The following is a 12590-nucleotide window of genomic DNA, read 5'->3' on the forward strand; positions in this document are numbered from 1 at the left end:
GAGTTCACTTGAGCAACTCCCGGCACACAGGTTTGTCGTGAGGTACGCCGAGCAACTCGCAAACGGTGCCGCAGAGGTCGGTCTGCTTCGGTGTGGCGTCCGCGTTCAGGCTGAAGGCATCACCGAGCACAAACAGCGGCACCTGGCGTTCTTCCGGCAGCAGGCCGTTGTGCGAGCGGTCGTTGTTCATGCCGTGGTCGGCGGTCACCAGCACTTGATAACCGGCGTCGAGCCAGCCTTGCAGGTAGTCGGCGAGGATGATGTCGGCGCTGCGTGCGCTGTTGCGGTATTGCGGGGTGTCGAGGCCGTGCTTGTGGCCGGCGTCGTCGATGTTCATCGGGTGGATCAGCAGAAAGTCCGGGGCGTGGCGCAGGCGCAGGTTTTCGGCGTCGGCGAACAGGTGCGAGTCCGGGTAGTGATCGTTCCAGTAGAAGTGGCCGTGCTGGATCGGCAGCGTCGGGTCATCGGTGTGACGATCCCGGGCGGCTACGAACGGCGAGCGGTTGTAGAGCTCGCTGACCCAGTGGTACGCCGCGGCGGCGGTTTTCAGACCGGCATCACGGGCGTAGTGATAGATGCTGCGCTGGTTGGACAGGCGCGAGACGTTGTTGTGGACGATGCCGCTGTCGATCGGTGGCACGCCCGTGAGGATGCATTCGTAAAGCGGTCGGGACAGGGCCGGCAGCTCGCACTCCAACTGGTAGAGCGCGGCGCGTCCTGCGCCAACGTAAGCCTGCAGATGCCCCATGGCGTGACGCGCGACCTCGTAGTTGAGGCCGTCGAGCACGACAAGGATGACGTTGTGCTTCATAGGGGCAAAAACTCCGCGAAACAATAAAAACGGGAAACTCGAAATCGACACGGATCCTGTGGGAGCGGGCTTGCCCGCGATGGCAATTTCACATTCAACACATGGGTTGAATGATATGACGCCTTCGCGGGCAAGCCCGCTCCCACAGGGTTTTGTGCCAGACCCAGTGGGGATCTATCGGCTTACTTCATCTCTACGATGACTTCTTCGTTCCACTTCTGCGGCAGAGCCTTGGAGGTTTTTTCCCACGCATCAGCATCCTTGATCGGGGTGACCTTCTTGTACTGCTCGTTCGGCAGCAGCTTGGCTTTCACGTCTTCCGGCAGGGTCAGGTGCTCGGCGCGGATCGGACGGGCGTTGCCACGGGCGAGGTTGGTCTGGCCGGCGTCGCTGAAGATGTATTCGCGGGTCAGCTTGGCGGCGTTCGGGTTCTTCGCGTATTTGTTGATGATGGTGGTGTAGCCGGAAATCACCGAGCCGTCGGACGGGATCAGCACCACGTAGTCATCCGGGTTGGCCATCTTGGCCTTGTAGCTCAGGCCGTTGAAGTCCCAGACCACGCCGACTTCGATCTCGCCTTTTTCCATGGTGGCGATGGTCGGGTTGGCCATCGACAGGCGACCCTGCTTGGCGATGTCTGCGAACAGCAGCAGGGCAGGCTGGATGTTTTTCTCGTCGCCACCGTTGGCCAGTGCTGCGGCAAGTACGCCGTTGGCCGCTTGTGCAGCGGTGCTCACGTCACCGATGGAGACCTTGTATTTGCCGCCCTTGAGGTCAGCCCATTTGGTTGGCACTTCGGAGCCGTGCAGCAGCTTCTTGTTGACGATGAAGGCGATGGTGCCGGTGTAGGCCAGCGCCCAGTTGCCGTCCTTGTCCTTGGCCCATGCAGGCACCTGATCCCAGGTGGTCGGCTTGTACGGTTGCACCACGCCTTGCTTGACCGCGATCGGGCCGAAGGCCGCGCCGACGTCGCCGATATCGGCGGTGGCGTTGTCTTTCTCGGCAGCGAACTTGGCGATTTCCTGGGCCGAGCTCATGTCGGTGTCGATGTGTTTCAGGCCGTAGGTCTTGGCCAGGTCTTCCCAGGTGCCTTTCCAGTTGGCCCAGTCATCGGGCATGCCGACGCTGTTGACGGCGCCTTCCGCTTTCGCAGCGGCTTCGAGGGTTTTCAGATCATCAGCCGCCATGGCGGCGGTGCACATGGCAATGGTCGAGCCTAACAGTGTTGCCAGGAAAAGCTGTTTCATTCCGAAGCTCCTTGGTCGTGTTCAACGCTGCGATTGCGGTTTGTGTTGGTCTAGGTCAGCAATACCTGAGCCAATGTAGGGGGGCTGGATGACACTTTGATGTCGGCGCGTGCCTGACCAGCGATTATTTTCTCCGGTATCTACGGCTGCCCGGTAAGCGTAGACCACCCTCAAAGTCCCGGCTGGCAAGGGACTTGGCCGATGTATTGCAAGTTGTCAGCGCGACCGCTCGGTAGTTTTGTCATCTCTCGGTCATCTGCACTGCCTAGGCTTGCAACACGACCGAGCGGCGCAATAGTCGTGCGGTTTTGCCCCGAAACAGTGCTGGTCTAGTCCAGATAGGTAACGTTGATGCGCGATGAGGCAACAAAAGCGGTGACAGCCATTGGGCAGATCCTTCAGGAGCAACTCGACCACGGTTTGCTCGTGGCGGGCAGCAAGTTGCCGGCCGAGCGCAAGCTCAGCGAGTTGTTCGGCACTACGCGCATTACTGTGCGTGAAGCCTTGTTGCAACTGGAGGCGCAAGGGCAGATTTATCGCGAGGAGCGTCGGGGCTGGTTCGTGTCGCCACCGCGGCTGGCCTACAACCTGATGCAGCGCAGTCACTTTCACGCGATGGTCAGTGCGCAGGGGCGGGTGCCGTCGACCGAGGTGATTTCGGCGCGCTTGCAGCCGGCGTCAGCGGCAGTCTGTGCGTGGTTGCAGTTGCCGGCGTTGTCGAGTGTGATTCAGATCTGCCGGTCGCGGCGGATCGATGGGCGGCTGGTGTTGTATGTGGAGCATTATCTGAATCCGCAATATTTCCCGGGGATTCTGGAGTTTGATCTGAATCAGTCGATTACCGAGCTGTATGCGCGGCATTACGATTTGCACTATGGGCGGGTGCGGTTCGAGATTGTGCCGACTTCTTTATCGGTCGATGCGGCGGCGGCTTTGCGGGTGTCGGTGGGGAGTCCGGGGTTGCGGATTGCTCGGGTCAATTATGATCAGTCGGGGCGGTTGATTGATTGTGATCTGGAGTTTTGGCGGCATGATGCGATTCACGTCGGTGTGGATGTTGTTTGACCTTGGCGGCCTTTGGGCCGACCAGGTTTTGGGTTGTTTTGGGTGAATATCCGTTTTTTCGGGTGTTGCGGCTGGCGGTTCCGCTCTTACAGCCATCCCTTTCAAGGTCTTTGGTTAAAATGCCCCAAAAATTCAGTCAGGACGACGAAGCGATGTGGGCAGAGGTTTTAGCGAGGTTCGAGAAAAAAGCACCTGCCAGCGTTATGGCCAAATTGGCACTGGAGCACGCTATTGCCCCTGAGTGGGTTGATCAGGTCTTCGAAGAACATCGGCAACGGCAGTATTCTCGTGAGCTGTTGTTCTCGACCATTATCAAGCTGATGTCCCTTGTTTCATTGGGCTTGAAGCCTTCCCTGCACGCCGCCGCGCGGCAACTGGAAGATCTTCCTGTCAGTCTGGCGGCGCTCTACGACAAGATCAGTCGTACCGAGCCAGCTCTGTTGCGCGCACTGGTCACGGGCTGTGCGCAGCGCCTGGCTCCAACCATCAAGGAGTTGGGTTGCACGCAGATGCTGCCGGAGTGGCAGGTCCGGGTGGTAGACGGTAATCACTTGGCATCCACCGAGAAACGACTGGGGGCTTTACGCCACGAGCGTGGTGCCGCTCGACCCGGTTTCTCGGTGGTTGTCTACGACCCCGACCTGGACCAGGTCATCGACCTGCAGGCGTGCGAGGATGCCTACGCAAGCGAGCGTGTTTGCGTGTTGCCTCTCTTGGCCGATGCCGAGCCGGGCCAGGTGTGGCTGGCCGATCGACTCTATTGCACGCTCCCGGTCATGGAGGCTTGCGAGCAGGTCAAAACCTCCTTTGTCATTCGTCAACAAGCCAAGCATCCACGCCTGATTCAAGAGGGGCATTGGCAAGAACCAGTGCCTGTAAACACGGGCACTGTGCGTGAGCAGATTATTCAGGTCAGAGGCGGTTACCAGTGTCGGCGTGTTGAACTGACGCTTCACTCGCCAACGGACTCGGGTGACAGCAGCTTGATGTTCTGGAGCAACCTGCCTGAAAGCATCAGCGCACAGCAGATCGCGGAACTCTATCGCCGTCGCTGGAGCATAGAAGGCATGTTCCAGCGACTGGAAGCAATCCTGGAAAGCGAAATCGAAACCCTTGGTAGTCCAAAGGCTGCATTGCTCGGGTTCGCTACCGCGGTATTGGCCTACAACGTCCTGGCCGTACTCAAGCGAAGCGTCGAGCAAGCCCATCAGGATACTCAGCCTGACGGCTGGGAAGCCTCAACCTATCACTTGGCGGTTCAGGTCCGGAGTGGTTATGAAGGCCTGCAAATCGCGCTGCCCCTGGAATATTTTCCCGTCATACCTCTGGAAAAACTGGCCCAGCGCTTGTTGGAACTGGCCAGAAACATCCAACCCAAACAAGTTGCGAAAAGTCCACGGGGCCCCAAGGTGCCTAAACCCAAAACATGGGTGCAAGGCACTGCGGTGCATGCACATGTTTCAACGGACCGGGTAATCAAGGCCGCTAAAACGAAAAGACCTTGAAAGGGATGGCTCTTACAGCGGGTCACTTTTTCAAACGCCAAAAAGTAACCAAAAGGCTGGGCCCCTGCGTTCGGCCCCTCGCTGAGGCTCGGGGTTCCTTCGTTCCGGGATTCATCCGGGGGCATCGCCTACGGTTTGCTTCGCTGCACCTCCTCTCGATGTGTTTGGCTTCGCCAAACGGCGCTACGCGCCCACCCCCGGATGAATCCCTCCACTCAGCCTGCCGATGGGGCCGGCACGTCAAAAGCGGTGCTCGAGCTAACGCTCATCGTGGTGAGTGGTGAGTGGTGAGGTTGGGCTATTCCTGAGTTTGGCCACCACCGCCTGCGGTAATCACCTGCACATTCATCCTCGGTGTCGCCAGATCCAGCCCTGCCTCATCCAGATGCCGTTTCAGCGACAGGTTGAATGCCCGTGAAACTTCCCACTGTTTGATCGGGGCGGTCTTGAACCGGGCGCGCAATATTGCGTTGCCGGATTCGAAGCTTTCCACCCCCTGAATCTCCAGTGGCGACCAGATATTGCGGCGCTGCAGCGGGTCGGTGCGCATTTTCTGACCGACTTCGCGCATCAGTTTGATGGCTTCGTCGATGTTCATGTTGAACGGCACCGCCACGCGGAAGATCGCGTAGCCGAATTCCCGGGAGTAGTTCTTGATGCTTTTGATTTCGCTGAACGGGATGGTGTGGACGATGCCGTCGATATCCCGCAGGCGTACGGTGCGGATGGTCAGGCCTTCGACGGTGCCGAGGTGCCCGCCGACGTCGACGTAGTCGTCAATGGCCAGGGAGTCTTCGATGATGATGAACAGGCCGGTGATCAGGTCGGCCACCAGTGACTGCGCGCCGAAGCCGATCGCCAGGCCGATCACACCGGCACCGGCCAGCAGTGGCGTGACGTTCATGCCCATGTTCGCCAGGGCCACGATCAGGGCGATGATGAAGATCGCCACGAACAGCACGTTGCGGATCAGCGGCATCATGGTTTGCGCGCGGGCGTTGGCCAGGCCTTTGCGGGAGCGGGTGAGGGCGTGGTGGACGGCGGTGTCGCTGAGGATCCAGATCAGCCAGGCGAAGATCAGCGTACCGATCAGGCTGAACAGTTTGACGCTGATGTCGTGGCCTTCGCCTTCGGTGAAGCCGATCAGTGACATGCCCCAGACCCGCAGGCCGAGTTCGATGAAGGCCAGCCACACCAGCAGATGCGCGAGAGTGTAGAAGAAGCTTTTCAGGCGTTCGGAATACAGCGCGTGGCGTTTCGGCCCGCGTTGGGGTTTGAGGGCGTGGCGGCGGACGAGGCCGTTGATGACCATGCACAACACCAGCAGCACGGTGCAGATCAGCGACTGGCGCAAGGCCGTGCTGGTATCGCCGGCGGAGACGAAGGTGGCGAACAGGGAAATTCCCACCAGTACCAGCGCCGGCACGTACCAGAAGGTGCCGAGGATATCGATGGTGTCGCTGAGGGCGCGGCGGGTCAGGCGGCGGGACAGTGGCTGGTTGCGGATCAGGTGCGCGATGGGGCGGCGGAAGCGCAGGATGAACAGTCCGGTCGAGAGCGCCGCCAGCACATTGGTGACGGTGGCGGCGGTGTGGGCCAGGTGTACGCCCAGACCCGCCACCAGACGCGGATCGTTCAGCCCTTCACCGAATGCGGCGAAACTGCCGATCAGCCACAACGGGCGGAAGGCCTGATGCCGCAGGATGTACAGCGCACGGTGGCGGTGCGGGCCGTCGAGTACGGAAAAGGCAATCACGCAGATCGCCGAGAAACAGGTGCCGACCACCAGTGCGTAAGCCAGCACCATCGCCAGGCTTTTGCCCAGGGACGATGGCAGCGCGTAGCTCATGTAGACGGTGATGACCAGCGCGATCATCCACGGCCCGAGCTTGCGCAGGGCGAAGCGCAGCATGTCGAGGGCCTGGGGATGTTGCGGCAGTTCTTCGGTCAGGCCGAAGCGCATGCGCACCCGGTGGCCGAGCCAGATCAGCGCGGCGGCCAGCAGGCTCCAGACCATCAGGATCATGGCGAAGCCGAAGATGATCGGCAGCCATTCGCTGGCCGGCATTATCAGGGCGGACAGTTCGTCCTTGGCCAGTTCGAATTCGGCGGACCAGCGATTGAGCGGGCTGTCGCTGCCGGTGAACTGCTTTTCGAAATTGGCCAGGGTGCCGCCGATCAGGCCCAGCACGCCTTCTTCCGGGGTGGCCTGGGCTTTTTTCGTGGCGTCGCGCAGTTTTTTCAGGTCGCCCAGCAGCTGGGTGCGCTGCTGATCGTTTTCCAGGGACTTGATGACTTCGTCGAGAGACTGGCCGAGCGGTTCCTGGGCCTCGGGCTGCGCCTTGTTCGAGCCATTGAGCAGGCCGGGCAGGCTCACCGCGTGGGCAGGCGCCGATGGCAACAGCGTCATCAGGCAGACGAGGAAAAGGCAGGGCAGGGCAAAGAAACGAGCGAACACTAGGCGGTCAACCTCGCAAGGGGCGGATCGGGCGAGTGTACGAGCCCGCCAGAATCAATGCGAGCCGGGCGCGGATTTATTCGTTGAGTTTGGCGAGGATCTTGTAGACCACGGTGGCCAGGATCATCAGCATGCCGATCCACATGGCGAGCACGCCGGCGTTCTTGTCGCGGAAGTTGAAGCCGATCGCCAGCAGAATCATTCCGGACAGGATCGGAATGAGCATGGAGTGGAACGCAGACATCGAGATCATGGCGACAGCCTTGTCGAAGGGGATGATTTGAGTCTAGGTCGCTTTTTGCCGACCGGTGGTGATGTGTATCAGAAATGAGCCGGTTTCGCAGGGCAGGGGATCGCAACGCGGAGTTGCGATCCCCATGGTTTCTACGGCAGTTCGCGGCAGGCGTAGAACGCGCTCAGTACTTTCACCAGATGCGCCAGGTCATGGCTGCCGCACAGTTCGCGGATCGAGTGCATGGCGAACGTCGGCAGGCCGATGTCGACGGTGCGCACGCCCAGGTGGCTGGCGGTGATCGGGCCGATGGTCGAGCCGCAGCCCATGTCGCTGCGCACCACGAAGCTTTGTACCGGGACTTCTTCGGCCATGCACAGATGACGGAAGAACCCGGCGGTTTCGCTGTTGGTGGCGTAGCGCTGGTTGCTGTTGACCTTGATCACCGGGCCGGCGTTGAGTTTCGGGCCGTGGTTGGCGTCGTGCTTCTCGGCGTAGTTCGGGTGTACGCCGTGGGCGTTGTCGGCCGAAACCAGCAGGGATTTCTGGATGGTGCGAACGAACTCGTCACCTTCCGGCAACAGGCGACGCAGGGTCTGTTCCAGCATCGGGCCGTCGGCGCCGCAGGCCGAGCAGGATCCGACTTCTTCGTGGTCGTTGCACACCAGCACGCAGGTTTCTTCGGTGTCGGCGGTCAGCAGGGCTTGCAGGCCGGCATAGCACGACAGCAAATTGTCGAGGCGGGCGCCGGCGATGAAGTCACCGTTCAGGCCGATGACCGCAGCGCTCTGGGTGTCATAGAAGCTCAGCTCGTAATCGAGCACCACATCGGCATTCAGACCGTGTTCGCGGGCCAGTTGATCGGTCAGTACCGCGCGGAAATCTACGCGTTCGTCACCGGCGAACTGCGCGAGAATCGGCGGCAGTTCGGTCTGGGCGTTGATGGCCCAGCCCTGGTTGGCTTCACGATTGAGGTGAATCGCCAGGTTGGGAATGATCGCGATCGGGGCCTTGAAGTCGATCAACTGGCTCTCGACCTTGCCGTCACGACGGAAGGTGACGCGGCCGGCCAGCGACAGATCGCGGTCGAACCACGGCGCCAGCAGCGCGCCGCCGTAGACTTCAACGCCCAGTTGCCAGAAGCCCTGGCGCTGCAATTCCGGTTGCGGCTTGACCCGCAGGCATGGGCTGTCGGTGTGGGCGCCGACGAGACGGATGCCGTCGTGCAGCGGGGAGTTGCGGCCCATCTTGATCGCGACGATCGAGGAGTCGTTACGGGTGACGTAGTAACGGCCATTGGCTTCGGTGTGCCAGGTCTCGCGCTCGTCGAGGCGCACATAACCGGCGGCCTCCAGGCGTTGAACAAGGCTGGCGGTGGCGTGGAACGGGGTAGGGGAGGCCTTGAGGAAGTCGATCAGGCCTTGGTTCAACTCTTCGCGCATAAGAAGCTCCAGACAGCAATGGGCGGGAGTTTAACGCATCGGCCTGATGCTTGGGACATTGTGGTGGGGTCAGAACGGCGCCGGACAGTCGAAGCGCAAGCGCTCACCGGTTTGCGGGTGGGTGAAGCTGAGCATGCTGGCGTGCAGGCACAGACGCGGCCAGGCGGCGAGGGCTTGTTCGTGAGCGTAGAGCCCGTCACCGAGCAGCGGATGACCGATGGACAGCATGTGTACGCGCAACTGGTGCGAACGGCCGGTGATCGGCGTCAGCTCGACGCGGCACCAGTCGCCGCAACGTTCCAGCACGCGCCAGAAGGTCAGGGCGTGTTTGCCGAACTCGTGGTCTACGACGTGGCGTGGTTTGGTTGGCGGGTCGTAGCGCAGGGGCAGGTCGATGCTGCCGCTGTCCAGTTCCGGCTGGCCCCAGGCCAGGGCGGTGTAGGCCTTTTCGGTTTCGCGGTCGTGAAACTGCCGCGACAGTTCGCGGTGGGTATCGGCGTCGCGGGCCAGCAGGATGATGCCGGAGGTTTCCCAGTCCAGACGATGGACAATACGCGCTTCCGGGTAGCCGTTTTCCTGCAGGCGAGTGATCAGGCAGTCCTTGTTGTCGTCGGCCCGGCCGGGCACCGAGAGCAACAGGGTCGGTTTGTTCACCACCAGTACGGCGGCGTCCTGATGGATGATGTGGATGTTGGACAGCGGCATTAAAACAGCCTCGTAACAAATGCCAACGGCGGCTCAGGGCCCTTCCGGTGTCGGAAGGGCCCTGAGCCGCCGTCGTTCCTGCCGGATCGACTCAGCGATCGGGCAGGGTGATGTTGAGTTCCAGAATCGAGCAGCTGCCCTGGCTTTCCAGTGCCACGTGTACGTCGTCGTTGCCGATGTTGACGTACTTGCGGATCACTTCCACCAGTTCCTTTTGCAGGGAAGGCAGATAGTCAGGGGTGCTGCGCTGGCCGCGTTCATGCGCCACGATGATCTGTAGACGCTCTTTCGCGACCGAGGCGGTACTTGGCTTTTTGTTGGCACGAAAGAAGTCAAAAAGGTTCATTACCTACCTCCAAACAGACGCTCGAAGAATCCCTTCTTCTCGACATTCAGGAACCGGTGTTCTTTTTCCTTGCCCAGCAAGCGATCAACGGTATCGCTGTAGGCCTGGCCGGCGTCGCTCTGGTCGTCGAGGATAACCGGGACGCCCTGGTTGGAAGCCTTGAGCACGGCCTGGGATTCCGGAATGACACCCAGCAGGCGCACGGCGAGGATTTCCTTGACGTCTTCGACGCCCAGCATTTCGCCTTTTTCGACGCGCTCCGGGTGGTAGCGAGTGATCAGCAGGTGTTCCTGGATCGGCTCTTCGCCGCGTTCGGCGCGACGGGACTTGCTGGCCAGCAGGCCGAGCATGCGGTCCGAGTCACGTACCGAGGACACTTCGGGGTTGGTCACGACGATCGCTTCGTCAGCGAAGTACATGGCCAGGTGGGCGCCTTTCTCGATGCCCGCCGGGGAGTCGCAGACCACGAACTCGAATTGCTCCTTGAGCTCCATCAGGACTTTTTCCACGCCTTCCTGGGTCAGCGCGTCTTTGTCGCGGGTCTGGCTGGCGGCCAGTACGTAAAGGTTTTCCAGGCGCTTGTCTTTGATCAGGGCCTGTTGCAGGTTGGCTTCGCCGTTGACCACGTTGACGAAGTCATACACCACGCGGCGCTCGCAACCCATGATCAGGTCGAGGTTACGCAAGCCCACGTCGAAGTCGACGATTACTGTTTTGTGGCCGCGCAGAGCGAGGCCGGTACCGATAGCGGCGCTGGTGGTGGTCTTACCCACACCACCCTTGCCGGATGTAACCACGAGAATCTTGGCCAAGGTGTTTCACCCCTAAGGAAGAAGGACTGTTCAGCCCCTGAAAAACATCTCTTGAAAACTACTGCAGTCGGACAGCCTTGGCTGGAATTCGGCTTTTGGCCTTTTTCCTACTTCGTTTGAGCCGTTTTCGCTACGTTTTAGAGATGCTTGGAAAATGCGGCAGTATCCGTTAAAGCCGAATGATGTTCAACACGTCGCCCGACAGGCTGACCTGTACACCCGAACCCCACATCGGATCGCGACGCAGGTCTTCGGAAACCTTGTAATGGCCTGCGATGGAGATCAGTTCAGCGCTCAATTGCTGACAGAAAATCCGCGCCTTGGTGTCACCCTTGACCCCGGCCAGCGCACGACCGCGCATCGGGCCGTATACATGGATGTTGCCATCGGCGAGAAGTTCCGCCCCCGGACTGACCGAGGACACCACCACCAGATCGCCACCTTGCGCATATATCTGTTGGCCACCACGTACTGGCGTGGTGATGACGCGGGTCGGTTTGACGGTCGGCTCCGGCGGCTTTTCCGGCTTCTTCGGTGCAACGGGTTCGGCGGTTTCCAGCGGCCGTTCACGGGCGCCGGACGGCGGCAGCACCGGAATGTCGATGGCGATGGCGGCAGCGATGTCTTCGATGCGACTGGCGCGGATCGCCAGGGTGCGCAGGCCGTGCTGGCGGCACACGCGCATCAGGCCCGGCAGATCGACCGCGCCTTCGCTCGGCGGCAGTTTGTCCAGCGCCAGGACCAGCGGCGCGTTGCTGAAGAAATTCGGTGCCTGGGCGACTTTGGCGGCCAGTTGCCGATCGAGGCTGTCCAGGTCGTTACGGGACAGCTCGAGCACCGTGATGGCGAGCATGCTGCCCTTCAACTGGAACACGGGATCTTGGTCTGGCGATTCGTTTTGGCTCATGTCGGCATACAACGGCTTGTCACTAAAAGTGCCGAGACTTATAACGAGAACGCCCGCCAGCCGCAAGCCGGGCTGAACGATGTAGAATGCGCGGCCACTTATTTACGGAAGCTTTAATGGATCGCCCGCGTTTTCGAAAAGCATTTCTCGCTCCGCGCTTCTGGCCGCTCTGGTGCGGCCTGGGGCTGTTGTGGCTGACGGTGCAGTTGCCCTATCCGGCATTGCTGGCCATCGGTCGTTTTCTCGGCGCCCTGATGTATCGCTTCGCCGGCGACCGGCGGCGCATTGCCAAGCGCAATCTGGAACTGTGTTTCCCGGAAAAGTCCGCCGCCGAGCGCAAACGCCTGCTCAAGGAAAACTTCGCCTCCACCGGCATCGCGTTCTTTGAAATGGCGATGAGCTGGTGGTGGTCCCGTCAGCGTCTGGCAAAACTGGCCCACGTCGAAGGCCTCGAGCACCTGCAAAAGGCCCAGCGCGAAGGCAAAGGTGTGATTTTGATGGCGGTGCATTTCACCACCCTGGAAATCGGCGCGGCGCTGCTCGGCCAGCAGCACACCATCGACGGCATGTACCGCGAGCACAAGAACCCGTTGTTCGATTTCATCCAGCGTCAGGGTCGCGAGCGGCACAATCTCGATTCGCTGGCGGTGGAGCGCGATGACGTGCGTGGCATGCTCAAGCTGCTGCGTTCCGGGCGCGCGATCTGGTACGCGCCGGATCAGGACTACGGCGCCAAGCAAAGCATCTTCGTGCCGCTGTTCGGCATTCAGGCCGCAACGGTCACCGCCACCAGCAAGTTCGCCCGACTGGGCAAGGCGCTGGTGGTGCCGTTCACCCAGGAGCGTCTGGCGAACGGCAGCGGCTATCGTCTGGTGATCCATCCGCCGCTGGAAGGTTTCCCGGGGGAGACCGAAGAAGCCGATTGCATCCGCATCAATCAGTGGGTGGAAGGCGTGTTGCGCGATTGCCCCGAGCAATACCTGTGGGCGCACCGGCGCTTCAAGAGCCGTCCGCCGGGCGAGCCGAAGCTGTACGCCAAACGTCGTTGATTCACCCCATC

General features: G+C 60.9%; 12 protein-coding genes. 3 read left to right on the forward strand and 9 right to left on the reverse strand.

The window, feature by feature from the left end; all coding sequences use genetic code 11:
• Positions 1-4: 4 nt before the first annotated feature.
• Positions 5-811: an alkaline phosphatase family protein gene (locus tag IF189_RS08760; protein ID WP_134825957.1), complete on the reverse strand. Its 807-nt coding sequence runs from the start codon at positions 809-811 to the stop codon at positions 5-7.
• Positions 812-993: 182 nt separating this feature from the next.
• Positions 994-2058, reverse strand: coding sequence for an ABC transporter substrate-binding protein (locus IF189_RS08765; RefSeq protein ID WP_085710620.1), 1065 nt, complete (start codon positions 2056-2058; stop codon positions 994-996).
• 351 nt (positions 2059-2409) lie between these two features.
• Here IF189_RS08765 and IF189_RS08770 point away from each other — a divergent pair, with 351 nt between their 5' ends.
• Positions 2410-3123: a UTRA domain-containing protein gene (locus tag IF189_RS08770; protein WP_134825959.1), complete on the forward strand. Its 714-nt coding sequence runs from the start codon at positions 2410-2412 to the stop codon at positions 3121-3123.
• 203 nt (positions 3124-3326) lie between these two features.
• Entirely contained in the window at positions 3327-4628 is a 1302-nt protein-coding gene (locus IF189_RS08775; protein WP_134828704.1) for an IS4 family transposase, read from the forward strand.
• 298 nt (positions 4629-4926) lie between these two features.
• Here IF189_RS08775 and IF189_RS08780 read toward each other — a convergent pair whose 3' ends face one another.
• The 7 genes from IF189_RS08780 to minC all read right to left on the reverse strand — a co-directional run bounded on the left by IF189_RS08780 (position 4927) and on the right by minC (position 11530).
• Positions 4927-7086 (reverse strand): mechanosensitive ion channel family protein, encoded by a 2160-nt coding sequence (locus IF189_RS08780; protein ID WP_192553132.1) that lies wholly within the window; start codon positions 7084-7086, stop codon positions 4927-4929.
• Between the two features lie 76 nt (positions 7087-7162).
• A complete protein-coding gene (locus IF189_RS08785) occupies positions 7163-7339 on the reverse strand; it encodes a hypothetical protein (RefSeq protein ID WP_167443765.1) in 177 nt (58 codons plus the stop codon).
• Between the two features lie 131 nt (positions 7340-7470).
• Positions 7471-8760, reverse strand: a complete 1290-nt coding sequence (locus IF189_RS08790; protein ID WP_192553133.1) for a M18 family aminopeptidase — start codon at positions 8758-8760, stop codon at positions 7471-7473.
• A 69-nt stretch (positions 8761-8829) separates the two neighbouring features.
• Positions 8830-9465, reverse strand: coding sequence for an RluA family pseudouridine synthase (locus IF189_RS08795; RefSeq protein ID WP_119428454.1), 636 nt, complete (start codon positions 9463-9465; stop codon positions 8830-8832).
• 91 nt (positions 9466-9556) lie between these two features.
• Positions 9557-9811, reverse strand: coding sequence for a cell division topological specificity factor MinE (minE, locus tag IF189_RS08800; protein ID WP_007960071.1), 255 nt, complete (start codon positions 9809-9811; stop codon positions 9557-9559).
• Positions 9811-10623 (reverse strand): septum site-determining protein MinD, encoded by an 813-nt coding sequence (gene minD / locus IF189_RS08805; RefSeq protein ID WP_064378705.1) that lies wholly within the window; start codon positions 10621-10623, stop codon positions 9811-9813. The genes minE and minD overlap by 1 nt, the downstream gene beginning before the upstream one ends.
• A gap of 169 nt (positions 10624-10792) precedes the next feature.
• The gene (gene minC / locus IF189_RS08810; protein WP_085710676.1) at positions 10793-11530 is read right to left on the reverse strand and encodes a septum site-determining protein MinC; all 738 of its coding nucleotides are present in this window, start codon (positions 11528-11530) and stop codon (positions 10793-10795) included.
• A gap of 116 nt (positions 11531-11646) precedes the next feature.
• Here minC and IF189_RS08815 point away from each other — a divergent pair, with 116 nt between their 5' ends.
• Positions 11647-12579 carry a lipid A biosynthesis lauroyl acyltransferase gene (locus tag IF189_RS08815; protein ID WP_134825961.1) on the forward strand — a complete coding sequence of 311 codons (933 nt, stop codon included), beginning with the start codon at positions 11647-11649 and terminating at the stop codon, positions 12577-12579.
• The last annotated feature ends 11 nt before the right edge of the window (positions 12580-12590 follow it).

The sequence above is a fragment of the Pseudomonas sp. IzPS59 genome (assembly GCF_014863505.1).
Lineage (GTDB): Bacteria > Pseudomonadota > Gammaproteobacteria > Pseudomonadales > Pseudomonadaceae > Aquipseudomonas > Aquipseudomonas kribbensis.